This is a genomic window from Bacillus sp. NMCC4 (assembly GCF_002998555.1).
Classification (GTDB): Bacteria; Bacillota; Bacilli; order Bacillales; family Bacillaceae; genus Bacillus.
In genome coordinates this window covers 222,526-241,448 of sequence record NZ_PVRA01000005.1, presented here as the reverse complement: position 1 = coordinate 241,448, position 18,923 = coordinate 222,526, and the positions used below count along the sequence as shown (strand labels likewise).

Below are 18,923 nucleotides of genomic sequence, written 5' to 3'. Positions count from 1 at the left end.
TTTTTTATTTTAGCTCGCCTATAACCTCACGCATCCTCCATCTCCTATCATTTGTCTAAGTTCTTTATACGCGATTGAGCCAAAATGTCAACGAAAAAAAGGTGCGAAAACGCACCTTTTCTCAAACTAGACAGATGGCTGTGTCCCTGAAAACATCGGCACTTCACTTGTCTGGCCATTTTCTTGTCTGTAGATAATATGTTTTTCATTAAAATGAATGGGAGATTCAATTCCAGCGGCTGCGGATAAGTTAAACAAACCTTCTCTTAGAGAAAGGATATAATTGCAGACTCGGTATTTCTTTTCTTCAATTGATAAACCCTTTTGCAGCTTTGGATCCGTTGTGGCGACCCCGACTGGGCATTTATTCGTGTGGCACACTTGTGCGCGAATGCATCCGACTGAAAACATGAGTCCCCGTGCGATATTTACAAAGTCAGCACCCATGGAAAGGGCAATCGCAATTTTATCAGGTGAGAGAAGTTTGCCGGAAGCAAAGAGTTTTACCTGATCTCTGACACCGTATTCTTTCAATATTTGATGAACCATTGGGAGCGCCGTGAAAATGGGCAGCCCTGCGGAATCTGCCAATTCATGAAAGGATGCACCAGTGCCGCCTTCTCCGCCATCCACTGTAATGAAATCAGGATGCTTTCCGCTTTTTTTCATATACGCTGCAAGCTCTTCAATGTTTTCTTTATGTCCGACAACAAGCTTGATGCCAACAGGCTTTCCGCCTATACTTCGCAGCTGTTCAATGAAATCAAACATATCAGGAATGGAGTGGAACATCTCAAATCGGTTTGGGCTGTCAATGGATTGATGGGGCGGCAATTTACGGATATTCGCAATTTCTTCGGTGACCTTTTCGCCGTCAATATGACCGCCGCGTGTTTTTGCTCCTTGTGCCAGCTTCAGCTCAAAGGCTTTGACTTCCTCGTGCTCACTTTTTTTCTTAAATTCTTCAAAGGAGAAAGCACCATCCTCTGTTCTCACGCCAAATAGACCGGGCCCAATCTGGCAAATGATATCGGCTCCGCCTTTGAGGTGATATGGGGAAAGCCCGCCTTCACCTGTGTTCATCCACGTACCGCCAGCCATTTTTAATCCAGAGGATAGTGCTGTAATGGCCCTGTCGCCTAAAGATCCGTAGCTCATGGCAGACTGTCCAATCAGGCCTTTTACACGGAAAGGCTTTTGACATGTGTGTTCGCCAATCACTTGTACATCGTCTTGATGGAGATAGTAAGGTTTTGCTTCGACCTCTTTGGTATGTTCACTTCTTCGCAGTAAATTGTCTTGATCAATCTGATACACTTTTGTATGGATTTTTTCAGATTGATCGATGCGTAATTCATCTCGCTGCTTTGGAAATAGGACGTTGCGAATGTAGTAACCAGGCTTGTCAAAATCACGTTTTGATCCAAAGCCCATCGTCCGGCTTTTGTACTTCCCAGACATGACAGCTTGCTCATATTCTCTTCTTGAGAAAGGAAGCTCCTCCCGATCATTCAGAAAAAGATATTGGCGCAGCTCAGGTCCTATTTTTTCAAAAATAAACCGCAGCTTTCCAATGACCGGATAATTTCGCAGGACAGAATGCTCTTCCTGTTTTTCATCTCGCATCCAAATCCAGATGAATAAAATGATTGGTAAGATGAAACAAATCACTAATAGTGCGCCAATGACAATGAAAGTTGTTGTCACGAAGATCCCCTCTTTTCTCTATCATTGCTGTTGTTATTCCACTTTTCATTGAAAGAGAAACCACTTCAACAGATTGTGACGTTTAGAAATAAAAAGGCGGGGTAACTTACAAATAAGATCATAAGGGGAGGGAACATACATGAATAAGCGTCCAAATGCGTATGTACTTGCAGGATTAGGGGTTGGTGGTGCTGTGTTATTAGCGGTAAAAAATAAACAGCATCTCAAAAAATGGGCAAGCATGTTCCGCTCAGATGAAAAGATTCCTGAAAAAGCCGGACACCCTGATCCATTAGATATTCAAGACAACAAGATGGTCGATGAAGGGGCCATGACATCCGTCCATTATTTCAATGAAGTGAGACAATAGTTTGGAAAAACCGTTTTGACCATTCAAAACGGTTTTTTCTTGTCTTTCTTTTGATGTTATATCGAAGAGGATCGACAATCGTAAAACCGATCAGCCCTTTGTGATCAGGCGTCGAGAATTGAAATTCAATGCCCGATAAATGATAGGTTGAGAGAACTTCCTGATCCGTAAAACGTAACGAAAGCTCGTCCTCATAAACGGGTGCATGCTTCAGAACCTCTGCTTCTTCTGCAAATAACTCCAGACCAGCCACTCGGCCCTCTTTATCAATATCTGCATTCACACATTCATTTACGTCTAATTCAATGGTTTCTTTGATTGTCCCGATTCTAGGCGGGATGAGATCAATGTATCCGATGTCGATCGTTTGATCATATGTGATGGTTCTTTTCAAATCATTCACCTGCTTATTAGATAGTAAAATGTTCCTTTATTGTATAATATCATGTGATGAGACGAAGCAGCTCGCATTTCAGTTCAGTATTAATATATTTATCTCCCTCAGTCCTCTTGAAGTGGATCTTTTCACATAGTCTCCATTAGCCTCATTTAGAGTTAAAATCGTCCATTTTCAAAAGAATGAAACTTTTAGCTGAAGGAGGTTACCCATTTTTTGCGGTCACTGATTTTGTTATAATATTTAAATGGAATGAAACGAATGGAGGAACGTTTTTCATGTATGATGTTACCGAGTGGAAGCATGTCTTTAAACTCGATCCAAATAAAGAAATATCCGATGAACAGCTGGAGGCGATTTGTGAATCTGGTACGGATGCCATATTAATTGGCGGCAGTGACAATGTGACAGAGGACAATGTGCTCCAATTGATGTCAAAGGTCCGCCGATTTCTTGTGCCATGTGTGCTCGAAATCTCAACACATGAGATGATTGTGCCGGGCTTCGATCTGTATTTCATCCCGACCGTCTTAAACAGCTCTCATCCTGATTGGATTGTTGGGCTTCATAAGGACGCGATGAAGGAATTCGGTGATTTGATGTCAATGGAAGAGATCGTGCCTGAAGGCTATGTTATTTTAAATGAAGAGTGTAAAGCGGCCAAGCTCACAGAGGCAAATACAGCGCTGGACATCGATGACGTAAGGGCATATGCAAGAGTGGCAGAGCATTTGATGAAGCTGCCCATTTTTTATCTAGAATACAGCGGAACGCTTGGAGATATAGAGCTTGTGAAAGAAACAAAAGCAGTGCTTCATGAAACGGTCCTTTTTTATGGCGGGGGCATTGAAAACGCAAAGCAGGCAGAAGATTTTGCGCAGCATGCGGACGTGGTTGTTGTAGGAAACGTCATTTATGACAATTTCAAAGAAGCATTAAAGACAGTGGGCGCAGTCAAAAAGTCATCATAGTCAAACAAGACGAAACGGGTTAAAATAGAACATAAGTTCGAATTGGCGGTGAATGGAATGAATGAAATATCGAATCATCTATTAGAAGGGCTGAATGACGCGCAGAAAGAAGCGGTCAAAGCAACAGATGGACCTTTATTATTGATGGCAGGAGCAGGAAGCGGAAAGACACGGGTGCTCACACATCGAATTGCCTACTTAATGGCCGAAAAGCATGTGGCTCCGTGGAACATTTTAGCGATTACGTTTACAAATAAGGCAGCACGTGAAATGCGTGAGCGTGTCCAAGCCATTTTAGGGCCTGGTGCGGATGACATTTGGATCTCTACGTTCCACAGCATGTGTGTGCGCATTTTACGACGCGATATTGACCGTATTGGTGTGAATCGCAACTTCTCTATATTAGACACATCTGATCAGCTTTCAGTCATAAAAAATATTCTAAAAGAACGAAATATCGATCCTAAAAAGTTTGATCCACGCAGCATTTTAGGTTCAATCAGCAGTGCAAAAAACGAACTCATAGACGCAGAGGAATACGCCAAAACAGCTGGTGATTTCTATGATCAAGTGGTCAGCGACGTCTACACAGATTATCAAAAACGGTTACTCAAAAACCAATCACTCGATTTTGATGATTTAATTATGATGACGATTCGTCTGTTTGAGCGCATCCCTGAAGTATTAGAACACTATCAGCGGAAATTCCAATACATTCATGTCGATGAGTATCAGGATACGAACAGAGCACAGTACATGCTTGTGAAACTGCTCGCTCAGCGTTTTCAAAATATATGTGTGGTGGGTGACTCGGATCAGTCCATTTACCGCTGGCGCGGAGCGGATATTACAAACATTCTCTCCTTTGAAAAAGATTATCCGTCCAGTGAAGTGATTCTGCTTGAGCAAAATTACAGATCGACTAAACGTATTCTGCATGCCGCAAATACAGTCATCCAAAACAATGCGAACCGTAAGCCGAAAAATCTTTGGACAGAAAATGATGAAGGAGCGAAGATAGCCTATTACCGTGCAGATAATGAATTCGGTGAAGGTCAATTTGTCGCTGGAAAGATTCATCAGCTTCATCAGAGCGGTAAGCGTAAATTATCCGATTTTGCGATTCTTTATCGAACCAATGCCCAGTCTCGTGTCATAGAGGAAACATTATTGAAGTCAAACATTCAATACAACATTGTCGGCGGCACGAAGTTCTATGACAGAAAAGAGATCAAGGACATTTTGGCTTACTTACGCCTAGTAGCTAACCCAGATGACGACATTAGCTTTGCACGTATTGTCAACGTACCAAAGCGTGGAATCGGTGCAACATCTGTTGATAAAATCGCAGCATATGCGGAGATGAATGACCTGTCTATGTTTGAAGCGCTTGGTCAGGTAGATTTCATTGGACTCAGTGCAAGGGCAGCCAATGCGCTTGATGAGTTCAAACAGCTCATTGATCAAATGACGAACATGCAGGATTATTTATCTGTCACAGAATTAACAGAAGAAATCCTAGAGAAAACAGGCTATCGTGAAGCACTGAAGGTTGAAAAAACGATTGAAGCACAAAGCCGTCTAGAAAATATTGACGAGTTTCTCTCCGTGACTAAGAACTTTGAAGAACAAAATGAAGACAAGTCTCTCGTGACTTTCCTGACAGATCTCGCCCTCGTCGCAGACATTGATAAGCTGGATGAGAATGAGGAAGAAGATCAGGATGCCGTCATCTTAATGACTCTTCATGCTGCAAAAGGTCTAGAATTCCCTGTTGTTTTCTTAATGGGCATGGAGGAAGGTGTTTTCCCGCACAGCCGTTCATTAATGGAAGATGCAGAGATGGAAGAAGAGCGCCGCCTTGCCTATGTAGGCATCACACGGGCGGAAGAAGAGCTCTATTTATCAAGTGCCAAGATGAGAACACTCTTCGGCCGGACAAACATGAACCTTGAATCAAGATTCATTCGAGAAATACCAGCCGATTTATTGGACAACCTAAATGAGAAGAAAGAAACGAAAACACCGTTTGGCCAAACAAGAGAAAGACCGCAAAGACGGGGACCTGTCTCACGTCCGCAAACTCAAACCATTCAAAACACAGGCGGCGGAAGTATTGGCTGGGCTGTGGGTGATAAAGCGGCTCATAAAAAATGGGGCGTTGGAACGGTTGTGAGTGTAAAAGGCAGTGGAGACAGCACAGAGCTTGATATTGCCTTCCCAAGCCCTACAGGCATTAAGCGTCTTCTCGCAGCATTTGCGCCAATTGAGAAGCAATAAACCGATAGCACTTATAAAACGGATGAATTGAAAGGAAGAAGCAGATGGATAAAGAAGCAGCGAAACGCCGGATCGAGGAACTGCACCAGATTTTGAACCAATACAACTACGAATATCATACACTTGATCGTCCAAGTGTTCCTGACGCTGAATATGATGCGCGGATGCGTGAGCTGATCTCTTTAGAGGAAGAGCACCCTGATTTAAAAGCAGCGGACTCCCCTTCACAAAGAGTAGGAGGCGCTGTGTTAGACGCCTTCCAAAAAGTGCGTCACGGCACACCGATGCTCAGCCTCGGGAATGCGTTTAATGAACAGGACCTTCTTGATTTTGACCGACGGGTTCGTCAAGCAGTTGGTGACGATGTCGCATACAATGTCGAGCTGAAAATTGACGGACTCGCTGTTTCTCTCCGTTATGAAAACGGTGTGTTTGTCCGAGGTGCCACGCGTGGAGATGGGACAACGGGTGAGGATATTACTGAAAACCTCAAAACCATTCGTTCCATCCCGCTCAAAATCAAACGTCCTCTGTCGATTGAAGTGAGAGGCGAGGCATTTATGCCAAAACCTTCTTTTGAAGCATTAAATGAAAAAAGATTACAAAACGAAGAAGAGCCGTTTGCGAACCCGCGTAATGCGGCTGCAGGCTCGCTTCGTCAGCTTGATACGAAAATTGCGGCGAAACGAAACCTTGATATCTTCGTCTACAGTATAGCGGAGCTTGATGAAATCGGTGTTGAATCGCAAAGCGAGGGACTTGATCTTCTCGACGAACTTGGCTTTAAAACGAACAAAGAAAGACGGATGTGCCACACGATTGAAGAAGTGATCGACCTCATTGAAACATTGAAAACGAAGCGTGCCGATTTTTCATATGAAATCGATGGAATTGTCATCAAAGTCGATTCGTTAGCTCAGCAGGAAGAGCTCGGCTTTACAGCAAAAAGTCCCCGCTGGGCGGTTGCGTACAAGTTTCCGGCTGAAGAGGTCGTGACAAAGCTGCTTGATATTGAACTAAGTGTAGGGCGTACAGGCGTCATCACACCAACGGCGATTCTTGAACCTGTCAAAGTAGCAGGGACGACAGTGCAGCGTGCTTCTCTTCATAATGAAGATTTGATCAAAGAAAAGGATATTCGCCTTTTTGATCAAGTGATTGTGAAAAAAGCGGGCGATATTATTCCGGAAGTCGCAGGCGTACTGATCGATCAGCGTACAGGAGAAGAAAAGCCGTTTCACATGCCGACTGAATGCCCAGAGTGTCATAGTGAGCTGGTGAGAATTGAAGGCGAAGTGGCTTTGCGTTGCATCAATCCAGAATGCCCTGCTCAAATACGTGAGGGACTCATTCACTTTGTTTCCCGTAATGCAATGAACATTGATGGGCTTGGCGAGCGGGTCATTACACAGCTTTTCCAAGAACAGCTTGTCTCTCGTGTGTCCGATCTTTACCGATTAACGAAAGAAGAGCTCATTCAGCTTGAGCGAATGGGCGAAAAATCTGTCGACAATTTACTGCGTTCGATTGAGCAATCGAAAGAAAACTCTCTAGAGCGTTTACTATTTGGACTCGGTATTCGATTTATTGGCTCTAAAGCGGCAAAGACCTTGTCGATGCATTTCGGCGACATCGATCAATTAAAGCAAGCGACGAAAGAACAATTACTCGAAGTCGACGAAATCGGTGAAAAAATGGCTGATGCCGTCGTCACGTACTTTGAGAAAGAAGAAATACTCAACCTGCTAAATGAACTAAAAGAGCTAGGGGTCAATATGACCTACACAGGGCCAAAGCCGGTGAAGGCAGAAGAAAGTGATTCCTATTTTGCAGGCAAAACCATTGTGCTGACAGGGAAATTAGAAGAAATGGCCCGAAACGATGCAAAAGCAGCGATCGAAGCATTAGGCGGCAAACTGGCAGGTAGTGTGAGTAAAAAAACAGATTTAGTCATTGCCGGAGAAGCAGCGGGAAGTAAGCTGACAAAGGCAGAAGAACTCAATATTGAAATTTGGGACGAAGCTAAAATGCTCGAGGAGCTAAAGAAATAAGAGGAGTGTTTTCTATTGAAAAAGTTGTTATTGCTGCTGACAATGCTCACACTGGTATTGTCAGCGTGTGCACCTTTTGGGGGAAAGGAAGAAGAAGAGGTCACACAAAAAACGGATGAAACGAAGGAAACAGCCATCATCCCGATGTACAATATCTCTGACTCCTATTACAAAATGGTGCTGCCGTTTAAACAAGGGGCTGCGCGAGGATTAACAGCAGAGCGTCTCAACACACGCCTGGACATCGATGAATTTGAAACAGGACTTATGCGCCTTGCAACAGAATCATTTAATACAAACGACTATCTTTTCCAAGAAGGACAGCATTTAGATGAGGACACCGTTCTCAACTGGCTGGCGCGCAAAAAAACAGGCAGTGATCTGAAAAAGGCAGAAAAAGAAGATAAAGACTTTAAGAATCTCGGCTTAAACCCAGCTCTTCCAAGCTCAGGTTCAACAAAGTCTAAAAATGAAAATAGTCCAATTTACTTAGCTTCGATGCTAGAACATAATTACTTAATTCGAAAAGATAAAAACAGCTTACAGCTTGGCGGAGTTGTCATTGGTCTTGCACTGAACTCTGTTTATTATTACCGTGAAAATATCGGTGATCCGCAGCAAGAGGTGACGATCGATTCATCGAAAAATTCAAAGAAACTATTGTCGGAAGGCGAAAAAATTGCTGAACAAGTGATCAAACGAATTCGTCAAATGGATGGGCTGCAAAAAGTGCCTGTCATGATTGCCCTTTATAAGCAAGCACCAAAATCATCTATCGTTCCAGGAAACTTTATCGCCAAAACGGATGTGAAAGCAGGCTCAGCTGATATCGGTAATTGGGATACGATCAAAGAGGAGAATGTCTTCTTCCCTTCAGATAATGCGAAAGGCAACTACAAAGATGATTCCGAGCGATTTGACCGCTTCAAAACAAAAGTCGAAGACTACTTCCCGAATTATACTGGTGTCGTAGGAAAAGGCTTTTACAAAAACGGCAACCTGCAAAAAATGAAAGTCGAAATTCCAATGCAGTTCTACGGAAAAACGGAAGTTGTAGCCTTCACGCAATATTTAACAGGTGAAGTCATGGATTACTATAAGAGTACCAATATCGAAATTAACATCACATCTTCTGATCAACAAGAAGCCCTGATCACGAAAAATGCTGAAGACAAAGAACCAACTGTTCATATATATGACTAAATAAAAACCGCCTTTTGGCGGTTTTTTAAATTAGGTAAAATGTATCAAGTTATGAAAATATTGTTATAAAAAGTAGAAGTGTAGAAAATAATGTATTATTATGGGTGATAATGAAGAGAAAATGGAGATCAATATGAAAAACAAATCATTTTACTTTTTATTAGGGGGACAATCCCTAGCTAATTTTGGGGATTCGTTATATGTCCTCGTTCTGACCATCCTGACATATCAATTAACAAATTCTACACTGATTGCTTCAATGGTGGCTGTTTCGCAGTTTGTTGGACAAGCCCTTGGAGCGGTACTCATTCCTTTCTTTATGTATCAATTTAAGCTGAAAAGACTCATTATCTATTTGCAAATGTGTCAAATTGCTTTCTTCGGTTGCTTGATTTTCATTTATATTCTACAACTATCAACTTTTACTATTCCTTTCTTTTTTATCATTGTATTTTTCCTGTCTTTGATAGATGGAGGAACCATTCCTGTTCGAAATTCGATGATCCCGCGTTTAGTAGAAAAGAACTTTTTACTAAAAGCCAATAGTTATATCTTAACTTCTGATCAAATTGTTCTTTTACTAGGCTGGCTTTTAGGAGGGCTGTTTATTGGCATTCTTGGACCGCAGTTTCTCCTATTGACGACACTTGTTTTATACAGTTTGTCGCTCATATCTATGCTCTTTATGATTGATACTGGGGCTGCAGCTAAACAAGAGCAACAGTCTGAATCATTTACTACAAGGGTCTTTTCAGGGTGGAAGCTCATGTATGAAAAGCCAACTATTCGAACATTAACGGTTTTAGAAATGCTATCCATGAGCGGTAGAAGTATCTGGACTGGAGCCATTATCCTTGTGTATGTCACAGAAGTCTTACACCAGCCTGAAACATGGTGGGGCTTTATTAACGCAAGCTATTTTGGCGGAACCATTCTAGGCGGCCTGCTCGTGCTGCGGTTCGCAAAGCATGTGGAACAGCGTTTGTTTGATCACATTTTTTACAGTTCGGTGATCGTAGCTGTGCTAACCCTTTGCTTAGGATTGAATCATTCAGCATGGATGAGTTTGTTGTTTGTCTTTTTATTAGGGCCAGCTTTTCAGCTTCGCAGCATTTCTATTCGTACCTATGTACAAGATACACTGAGTGAAATTGAATTGCCCAAAATACTGTCAGCTCAACATACACTATCAACTTTTATATACGGAATGTCCATCCTTGTTATGAGCACCATGACCGATCTCTTTGGGGCAAGAGTCGTCTTTTTTATAAACGTTGCTCTGTTTACTGTGTCGGCTTTCCTAGCGTCTAGATTAAAAAATGAACAAATTTAGACATTTTATCTCAATTATTTACAAAAATACCGTTATATGATTTAATATGTTCGTAGAAATGTTAACTATATGAAAAGTAGAGGTGGCGTAATTGACTAGTAGTTTAGTATATTGGCCATTAACACATCCGCAGCGGCGCGTGATGAACATGGAAACATTTTATCCAGAAACACCGATCAATCATATTGGCGGTATCATTTTCGTCAATGGGCCGTTGCAGCTTGATAAACTGAAGCAGGCCATTGCATCTTGTATCATGATGACAGAATCTCTTCGTCTCAAGCTAGTAGAGAAAGATGGTGAGACGCTTCAATACGTTGATCCAAACGCCGATAATCCAATTCCTGCCTATGAGTTTTCCACACATGAAGACATGCTAGAATGGGCCGAAAAAGCCTTCAAAACACCATTTCAATTAACAGAAACCCCTCTCGCCGAATTTGCTGTATTAAAAGTCGGTGAACAACAATCCGGTTATTTCATCAAATGCCATCATACAGTAGCAGATGGATGGTCGATGAAAGTAATCATCGATAAAATTAGCCAGCTTTACACTGCTCTTACCCAAAGCTCCTCTATCGAACAAGAAGCAGACAATCATTCTGTATTTATTGATAAAGAATCAAAATATATGAACTCCCCAAGATTTAAAAAAGATCAGCAATTTTGGAAAGAAACATTATCTGATGTGTCTGATAGTTATTTGGTACAGGGAACTGACCAAATCAAAGGCCATCGGCACAGCCATTACTTTGATCGACAACTCTCAGAACGAATCTATGAATTTATAGATACCCATCATTGTTCAATCAACTCTTTATTTACTTTAGGACTCTTCGTTTACTTGCATAAAAGATACCAGCAAAAAGATTTTATTATTGGGACGCCAGTTCTCAATCGTTCCGGACAAAAGGAAAAAGCCACGTCCGGTATGACCGTCAGTACAATGCCATATCGAATGAAGATCGATCCTCATCTATCTTTGTTAGAAAGTCTGACAGACGTTCAAAAAAGCTATAAGGCTTACTTTCTGCATCAGCGTTATCCCTATGATGCACTTGTCAAAGATTTAGAGCTTGCCAAAGCAGGATATGATCAGCTTTTTCAAATCTATATCAACTCCTACAGCACAAATATGGTGCAGGAGATGGAAGGATACAAAGTTGAATACATAGAGCTTTACAATGGCTTCCAGCCATATGGCTTACAAGTTGCTGTGAAAGAATGGGATGAAAAAGGGCAAATCGAACTTCAATATGACTACAAGATCTCAGATTACAGCAATGAAGACATCGACTTTCTACACGAAAGAATGCTTCTCTTTGTCGAAACCATACTCGCTCAGCCAAAGCAGCTGTTAAAAGACGTACTTCTCATGACAGAAGATGAGGAACATCGAGAGCTATATCAATGGAACGACACGGGCGTACTATTTCCACAGAAACAAAAAATCCATGAATTGATCACAGACATGTCAAAGTCTTCTCCTGATCGAATCGCGCTTCAGGACGGATCTCATATCATGACATACGGTGAACTTGAGAGAAAAACCAATCAAATGGCGCATTTTCTACAAACACATGGCTTACAGAGACATGACTTAGTTGCAGTATGTATGAATCATTCACCAGAACTTATTGTGCTGCTGCTGGGGATTTTAAAGGCTGGAGGTGCATATGTTCCGATTGATCCTGAGTATCCGCAGGAACGCATTCAGTTTATTTTGGATGACAGCCAGGCAAAACTGTTTTTCACAGATCACGCATCTGCATACCATTTTAATGGCGGTACGTACAATATCTACAACGTGTGGGATCAGTTGGCTCAGTATGATGCGGAACATCCATTCATTGGGGATGCTGAAGACGTCGCATATATGATTTATACGTCTGGCTCTACAGGACAGCCAAAGGGAGTCATGATTGAGCACAGAAGCTTAGTAAACTATATTATGTCTGCCAAAACACATTATACTGATTCACCAGATGATCATTTTGCCTTGTATTCATCCATTGCATTTGATTTAACTGTGACATCCATTTATACGCCATTGGTCATTGGCAGTACAGTGGTGATCTATCGTCAAGAGGATCAGCCAGGCTTTTTATTAGAACATATTTTGTTTGATCAAAAAGCAAAAGTCATCAAGCTGACACCAGCTCATATGGCACTGTTAACAGATGCTGCACTTTCTCAATCAGTTGTGAAACGGATGATTGTGGGCGGGGAACAATTATCGACCGCTTTGGCCAAAAGAATCACAGAGGCAAGTGATGGAAGGATATCCATCTTTAATGAATATGGACCAACTGAAGCAACCGTCGGCTGTATGATTCATCAATTCCATCAAGATGATGGGGGGACATCGGTGTCAATTGGTGTGCCAATGCCAAATACAGAGATTTACCTTTTAGATGAGAATCAGCAAGCCGTGCTTCCTGGGACAGTAGGAGAAATCTATATTTCAGGTGCGGGTGTTGGCAGAGGGTATTGGCAAAGACCTGATTTGCAAGAATCGCGCTTTCTGCCCAATCCGTTTGTAAACGATCGCCGCATGTATCGAACAGGTGATATAGCCAAACGAGCAAATGATGGAAAGATTGATTACATTGGCAGGATTGATCATCAAATCAAGCTGCGAGGCTACCGGATTGAGCTGGGAGAAATTGAACTTGCACTTATGGCACTTGAAGAAGTTGATAAAGCAGCTGTCATTGATCTAACCGATGAATCTGGAGAAAAACAGCTGGCTGCTTATATTGAATTGAAAGAAAAAGAGCTGACGTCCTTTTTACTTAGAAAGAAATTATCAGATCAGCTTCCAGCTTATATGGTACCTGCCTATTTTGTTTTACTAGATGAGCTTCCGCTTACTCAAAATGGGAAAATCAATCGGACAGCACTGCCTGATCCATTGTTGTCTCAAGTGGAAACAGCCGTTGAATGGTCCAAGGAAACAGCGGACATTGAAGAGATCATAGTAGATACAGCAAAAGACATCTTAGGGCATGAAACGATCGAACCGGCTGATCATTTTTATCAGCTTGGCGGTGACTCCATTAAGGCGATTCAATTTATTGCGAAGTTAAAAGACAAAGGACTCTATTTAAAAACCAAAGATCTTTTTACGTATCCCATTTTTAGAGAAATGGCACAAGTCGTTCAGCAGGAACCTGTCTTACATATTTCACAAGAGCAGGCTGCGGGCGATGTGAAATCGATCCCAATTATCGAATGGTTCTGGTCCCAGCGATTAAAAGATGAACATTTTTGGCATCAATCCATCATTGTTCATTCAAAGAAAAAGATGGATGAAAAAATCGTGCAGGATGCTTTCAAAGAGCTCGTCATTCATCACGACGGACTAAGGTTAAAAGTACATGAGGCAACAAACACGCTTCATTATGATGAAGACATTCAGGGTATTCCGCTGATGATCCACGATTTTACGGCATTGTCAGAAGAGAATGTGGAAGAAGCGCTACAAGAAGTAGGGTGTCAGGTCAAGCAAAGAACTCATCTTTATCAAGGACCATTGATTCAGGCAGCGCTTTGTCAAACTGCTTTTCAATCACATCTCATTTTTGCCGCCCATCATCTTTTAGCTGATGGTATGTCATGGCAAATTCTTGTGGAGGACTTGATTCAATTATTGCATGCAGAGAAGGTCACAGCTGAAGTGCTTCCGCCTAAAACCCATTCCTATCAAACATTTACAGAGCGGGTGAACGAGTATGCAGTATCAGAGGAGGTAAAAGAGTCGCTCAGCTATTGGCAAAAAGCGGTGCAGGATATTCAGCCTCTGTATCCAGTTTCTTCAAATGAGGGATATGTCAGAGACGAAGTCAAATTAACCAAGGCATTATCAGTGGAGCTCACGGATCAATTGATCAATCAAGCGAATAAAGCGTATCAAACGCAGCCTCACGAACTGTTAATTTCAGCCTTGACGCAAGCCTGTTATCAGCAAACGAATCAAAAGAGGATTTCTTTGGAATTAGAAGGTCATGGCAGGGATGCTGTGGAGGAAGATATTGATGTATCTAGAACGTTCGGCTGGTTCACCACCATGTACCCTGTGAATGTTCATGTGTCTGAATCTCTCTCAGATCACATACGGGCTGTCAAAGAAACGATACGTGAAGTGCCAAATAAAGGTGCAGACTATGGATTGCTCTCACTCATCAATAGGCAGCTTCCTGATCATTCAGCGCCGCAATTACGCTTTAACTATCTAGGTGAAATTGATCAGGTGCTTAAACAATCATCTGATTATGAGATGACTTACTTTACATCGGGGATTGATTCGTCATTGGATAATCCATTAACAACCGTCATCGATATGGTCGCTACCATCAAAGGCGGTCAGCTGATCTTCCATCTTTCTTTCAGCGAAAAACAGCTGCGTGAAACAGACATGACGCAGCTATTGCAAGCGGTAGAGCAGCAAATTGAGCGTCTTGTACAGCATTGCTTAGAGAAAGAAGGAATCGAATTTACACCGTCTGATTTTGAAACAGTGGATATGTCTCTTGAAGAAATGGATTCATTATTTACATGAGGAAAAATCAGTATGTTATCTATCTTTCATTTTTATTAGCGATCTTATGGATAAGCAGCTTTGCTGGGGGAATACATGCAAAAGCAGTGATTTCATCTAAAGCCATTGATCAAGTGATAGAGGAACAGATGGAGCTTGGACGCATTCCAGGCATGTCCGTTGTGGTTGTGAAAAAGGACGAAGTGGTGTACCAAAAAGGTTTTGGTTATGCGGATCGAAAGAAAAAGGAGCAAGTGACAGCCAGTACTTTCTTTGAAATTGGTTCTACATCAAAGGCGTTTACCGCCCTTGCTATTGTGGAGTTAGAGAAGCAAGGAAAACTTCATATAAAAGATCCAGTGAGCAGCTATATTCCAGGTTTTTTTCCAACATACCATGGAAAGCCTCAGCGTTTGACGGTGGAGCAATTAATGCATCACACAAGCGGCATTCCCTTTCAAACCATTGCGCTTATCCAGCCTGATCATGCAAAGGATGCATTGAAAAAAACAGTTGATCAGCTGAAATCAATCGAGCTTAATCGTAAGCCAGGCAGCTCCTTTGAATATGCCACCATCAACTATGATGTCCTTGGTCTCATCATTGAAAATGTAACAGGAACGTCGTATGAGGCTTATATGAAAGAGCTGTTTAAAAGGCATCATCTTGACCAAACGGAGGCTGGGCTAAAACGCATGAAGTCCGGTGTTGTCTCAGAAGGATTTAAACTGCAATTCCTTGCTCCGCATGCTTATGAAGCACCAGAATATCGAGGCAACACCCCTGCAGGCTATATTGTGATGAATAGTCAGGATGTGGGGACTTGGCTGCAATATCAATTGACCGATTCAACTTGGTCTCGTTTTGTAAAAAATCATGATCATTTAACTGTGAATGTCCCAGAAGAAGGGAAGCATGTCTATTACAATGCCGGCTGGTATATAGAAAAGGCGCATGGGCAGGTGGACTCGCTTTTTCATGCAGGCTCTAACCCAAACTATTCATCATTTTTTCTGATCCAGCCAAAAGAAGATATTGCTATCGGAGTGTTAGCAAATATGAATAGCAGCTACACCGAGCAAACGGCACGTCTTATTGCCAATACGATCGCGGGTACAAATGAAGAAGCAGAGTCATCAATAGATCCATTTCAGCTCATTGATCAATTGAGTTTAGCAGGGACATGTCTTTTTATTTTGCTGCAAATGGTGTCTATCGTTCGTTTTATCAAGTGGAGGAAGCGTGTAAGAAACGGCGCTTTAGTTCGCAGGGACATGTCACTTGGCGTCTGGCTGAAAAGCATCGGCTGGGTGCTGCTGCTAATTGGGATATTGCTCCTGCCAATGATTCTTTCGCAACTAGCCTTTAATGGGCTGCCTTGGAAAATGACTTTTGTATGGGGACCTTCCTCTCTCATTGAATTAGCGATTTCTTATTATTTGTTTTTCATTTGGTTTTGTACGATTGGTTTCATCAAAGGATTTATGGTGACATCTACTGCTGGAAAGAGAGGAAAAAAAGATGACCGTCAAACAGATTTCGGGCATTCATCCTTATAATGATTTGTTTTATCGAAGCTGTTTCTTCAATTGCTTTTTTCCAATTGTGAAGCTGCATGATCAAGAAGTCGCTCCATACTTATTAAATGATCAATTTGCCTATGGGCTTTCAGAGGACGGCTTCCTGCAGATTGACTGGATGTCGGCACACGATCCAGAAAAGATTATGAATTTACAAGGCATTCAAGTTGAAAAAATGACGTATTGTGTCAATCTCATTGAAAAGGTCAAACAAGATGTGATGCGGGACCGCCCCGTCATTGTGTGGGTAGACCCTTACGTTCAGAGAGGCAGAAAAGAGTATTTGACAACCCATAGCCGTCATTCAATTTTAATTACGGGTTTCGATGAAAATCAGCAAACCTTTCAAGTATTAGAGAATCGGCATTTAGATAATTTGTCTTATGAGCATCAAGTGCTGTCATTTAAAGATGTACAGAAAGGGTATGACACCTTTCATGATCATTTTCAGCCGAATGATCAATTTCATTCTTATGCGTCCTTCTACTTTGAACCGGACAAGCTCTCGACTGAATTATTTGATCAAAAAACGACTTATTTCCTGAGAAATATGCATGGTCAGATAGACGTAATCGAAAAAGGAATCACAGCTCTTGAAACATTTTATGAGCAGTATCCGCAATTGGATGATATCGAGAAGCTCGTGGCGTCTTTCAATCAGATCATCAATACGAAGAAAGTGGAGCTGTATCGGCTGAATCTCATCAAAGGCGATCTACCTGAGCTGGTGGAATGGATGGAACGTATTGTATCAGAATGGGAGAAAGCGAGGCATCAGGCAGCAAAACTCCTTTTTTCAGGTGAGATGTCTAGTAGGTACCAAGCCAATATCAAAGCTTCTTTAGAACAAATCATCGTTGATGAAAAAGACTGGCTGGAAGCGTTGGCAATCAAATGCAAAAGGGAGTGTGGCGTGTCGTGAAGTTATTTTGCTTACCGTACGCAGGTGGGGCAAGTACCGTATTCAGTACGTGGAAATCTTATATAGACCAGTCGATAGAAATTCATGCCCTTGAACTCCCTGGGCACGGGACAAGAATGACAGAGCCTGTTCTAACCGATTTACAGCAGGTCGCAGATGATCTTTATGTACAAGCGTCCTCCTCTTTAAAAGAAGGAGAGCCCTATGCCATTTTCGGTCATAGCATGGGAGCCGTCCTTGCGTATGAATTACAAAAAAGAATGAAAACAAGGTTAAACAAAGAGCCTGTCCATGTCTTTTATTCTGGGCGCTTTCCACCACATATTCCAGAAAAGAAAGTCTATCATCAACTGTCAGATTCCAAACTAAAAGAGGCGATCATTGCGATGGGAGGCGTTCCTGAGGAACTTGCCGATAACCATGCAGTGCTTGATTTCTTTCTGCCGATTTTAAGAGCAGACTTTCAGCTTTTGGAGACCTATCTGTGTGATGAAGTCGTTCCAGCTGCTTGTCCAATTTCTATTTTTTATGGTACACGTGATTTGCCTTCTGTGCTGTTCGATTTAGACGATTGGGATCAATATACAAGCGAAGATTGTGCGTTTTTTGAATTCGATGGAGATCACTTTTTTATTCATTCATTAACAAATGAAGTCGTAGAAAAAATCAATGTCATTTTAAAGCGAATTGGAGTGTTGGAGAAATGAACACGAAGCACGTAGGTGTGATTGGAGCAGGTGTGATGGGGGCTGATATGGCATTAGACCTTTCAGCAAATGGCTATCAAGTCACATTAGTTGATGTCACAGAAGAAAAACTAAATGAAGCGCTGGAAAAAATCAAGAAGACCTATCAACTGGTTCAATTTGTGAGAAAGAAGAAAATCTCATTGTCTTTAGAAGATGTATTGTCTCAAATCCAGCTGTCAACTTCACTTGAAGGCTTACATGACGCGCATATCGTCATTGAAAATGTGACGGAAGATTGGGAGATTAAAAAACCCATTTATGAAGAGCTGCGAGATATTTGTGCGAAAGAAACCATCTATTTTGTAAACACGAGCTGTATTTCGATTACAAAGGTAGGGTCCCTTATGCATCACCCTGAGAAGGTCATTGGGGCGCACTTTATGAACCCTGTTCCTCTTAAAGCGTTGGTTGAAGTGATTAGAGGAAAAGCAACTTCTGATGACACAGTTGAAACCGCAAAAGGTTTCTTGAAATCGTTTGATAAAACACCTGTTGTGGTGCATGATTTTCCGGGATTTGTTTCCAACCGTGTGCTTATGCTGACAATCAACGAAGCGATTTGGGCGGTGCAAGATCAAGTCGCCACGCCAGCGGATGTCGATAAAATTTTCCGCGGAGGTTTCGGCCATAAAATGGGACCACTTGCGACAGGGGACTTAATTGGACTTGATACGATTTTGAATTCATTGCTTGTTTTATACGAGAGCTACAAAGATCCGAAGTTCCGTCCATGTCCTCTACTTGTCAAAATGGTCGACGCAGGCGAGTACGGCAAAAAATCAGGTAAAGGCTTTTTCCAATATGACATGTGAGAGGAGAA

13 protein-coding genes are annotated in these 18,923 nt (G+C 41.9%); 11 read left to right on the top strand and 2 right to left on the bottom strand.

Going from position 1 to position 18,923, the window contains the following annotated elements; translation table 11 throughout:
• Window positions 1–126 precede the first annotated feature (126 nt).
• Window positions 127–1,707, bottom strand: coding sequence for an FMN-binding glutamate synthase family protein (locus tag C6Y02_RS12675; RefSeq protein WP_066031215.1), 1,581 nt, complete (start codon window positions 1,705–1,707; stop codon window positions 127–129).
• A gap of 139 nt (window positions 1,708–1,846) precedes the next feature.
• Between C6Y02_RS12675 and C6Y02_RS12670 the strand changes: the two genes are divergently transcribed.
• A complete protein-coding gene (locus C6Y02_RS12670; protein ID WP_003214314.1) occupies window positions 1,847–2,077 on the top strand; it encodes a hypothetical protein in 231 nt (76 codons plus the stop codon).
• Here C6Y02_RS12670 and C6Y02_RS12665 read toward each other — a convergent pair.
• Window positions 2,058–2,480, bottom strand: coding sequence for a DUF2283 domain-containing protein (locus tag C6Y02_RS12665; RefSeq protein WP_223256561.1), 423 nt, complete (start codon window positions 2,478–2,480; stop codon window positions 2,058–2,060). The two genes, C6Y02_RS12670 and C6Y02_RS12665, sit on opposite strands and share 20 nt — an antisense overlap.
• 272 nt (window positions 2,481–2,752) lie before the next feature.
• Here C6Y02_RS12665 and pcrB point away from each other — a divergent pair, with 272 nt between their 5' ends.
• The 10 genes from pcrB (at window position 2,753) to C6Y02_RS12615 (ending at window position 18,915) form a co-directional block, all read left to right on the top strand.
• Window positions 2,753–3,445 carry a heptaprenylglyceryl phosphate synthase gene (gene pcrB, locus C6Y02_RS12660; protein WP_106031438.1) on the top strand — a complete coding sequence of 231 codons (693 nt, stop codon included), beginning with the start codon at window positions 2,753–2,755 and terminating at the stop codon, window positions 3,443–3,445.
• 57 nt (window positions 3,446–3,502) lie between these two features.
• Window positions 3,503–5,725 carry a DNA helicase PcrA gene (gene pcrA, locus C6Y02_RS12655; RefSeq protein ID WP_106031393.1) on the top strand — a complete coding sequence of 741 codons (2,223 nt, stop codon included), beginning with the start codon at window positions 3,503–3,505 and terminating at the stop codon, window positions 5,723–5,725.
• Between the two features lie 44 nt (window positions 5,726–5,769).
• The gene (gene ligA / locus C6Y02_RS12650) at window positions 5,770–7,776 is read left to right on the top strand and encodes an NAD-dependent DNA ligase LigA (protein WP_106031392.1); all 2,007 of its coding nucleotides are present in this window, start codon (window positions 5,770–5,772) and stop codon (window positions 7,774–7,776) included.
• Window positions 7,777–7,791: 15 nt separating this feature from the next.
• Window positions 7,792–8,979: a CamS family sex pheromone protein gene (locus C6Y02_RS12645; protein ID WP_034664713.1), complete on the top strand. Its 1,188-nt coding sequence runs from the start codon at window positions 7,792–7,794 to the stop codon at window positions 8,977–8,979.
• A 133-nt stretch (window positions 8,980–9,112) separates the two neighbouring features.
• Window positions 9,113–10,312 (top strand): MFS transporter, encoded by a 1,200-nt coding sequence (locus C6Y02_RS12640; RefSeq protein WP_223251101.1) that lies wholly within the window; start codon window positions 9,113–9,115, stop codon window positions 10,310–10,312.
• Between the two features lie 91 nt (window positions 10,313–10,403).
• Window positions 10,404–14,873 (top strand): non-ribosomal peptide synthetase, encoded by a 4,470-nt coding sequence (locus C6Y02_RS12635; protein WP_106031390.1) that lies wholly within the window; start codon window positions 10,404–10,406, stop codon window positions 14,871–14,873.
• Window positions 14,870–16,411, top strand: a complete 1,542-nt coding sequence (locus C6Y02_RS12630; RefSeq protein WP_106031389.1) for a serine hydrolase domain-containing protein — start codon at window positions 14,870–14,872, stop codon at window positions 16,409–16,411. Before C6Y02_RS12635 ends, C6Y02_RS12630 begins: the two co-directional genes overlap by 4 nt.
• Window positions 16,374–17,354, top strand: coding sequence for a C39 family peptidase (locus tag C6Y02_RS12625; protein ID WP_106031388.1), 981 nt, complete (start codon window positions 16,374–16,376; stop codon window positions 17,352–17,354). Before C6Y02_RS12630 ends, C6Y02_RS12625 begins: the two co-directional genes overlap by 38 nt.
• Window positions 17,351–18,061 carry a thioesterase II family protein gene (locus C6Y02_RS12620; RefSeq protein ID WP_034664703.1) on the top strand — a complete coding sequence of 237 codons (711 nt, stop codon included), beginning with the start codon at window positions 17,351–17,353 and terminating at the stop codon, window positions 18,059–18,061. The genes C6Y02_RS12625 and C6Y02_RS12620 overlap by 4 nt, the downstream gene beginning before the upstream one ends.
• Window positions 18,058–18,915: a 3-hydroxyacyl-CoA dehydrogenase family protein gene (locus tag C6Y02_RS12615; RefSeq protein ID WP_066031209.1), complete on the top strand. Its 858-nt coding sequence runs from the start codon at window positions 18,058–18,060 to the stop codon at window positions 18,913–18,915. The genes C6Y02_RS12620 and C6Y02_RS12615 overlap by 4 nt, the downstream gene beginning before the upstream one ends.
• Window positions 18,916–18,923: the final 8 nt, after the last annotated feature.

Excerpts from the sequence above, each read along its gene's own strand:
- pcrA (WP_106031393.1), top strand. The coding sequence starts at position 3,503 with ATGAATGAAATATCGAATCATCTATTAGAAGGGCTGAATGACGCGCAG.
- C6Y02_RS12630 (WP_106031389.1), top strand. The coding sequence starts at position 14,870 with ATGAGGAAAAATCAGTATGTTATCTATCTTTCATTTTTATTAGCGATC.
- C6Y02_RS12625 (WP_106031388.1), top strand. The coding sequence starts at position 16,374 with ATGACCGTCAAACAGATTTCGGGCATTCATCCTTATAATGATTTGTTT.
- C6Y02_RS12670 (WP_003214314.1), top strand. The coding sequence starts at position 1,847 with ATGAATAAGCGTCCAAATGCGTATGTACTTGCAGGATTAGGGGTTGGT.
- C6Y02_RS12640 (WP_223251101.1), top strand. The coding sequence starts at position 9,113 with ATGAAAAACAAATCATTTTACTTTTTATTAGGGGGACAATCCCTAGCT.
- pcrB (WP_106031438.1), top strand. The coding sequence starts at position 2,753 with ATGTATGATGTTACCGAGTGGAAGCATGTCTTTAAACTCGATCCAAAT.
- ligA (WP_106031392.1), top strand. The coding sequence starts at position 5,770 with ATGGATAAAGAAGCAGCGAAACGCCGGATCGAGGAACTGCACCAGATT.
- C6Y02_RS12615 (WP_066031209.1), top strand. The coding sequence starts at position 18,058 with ATGAACACGAAGCACGTAGGTGTGATTGGAGCAGGTGTGATGGGGGCT.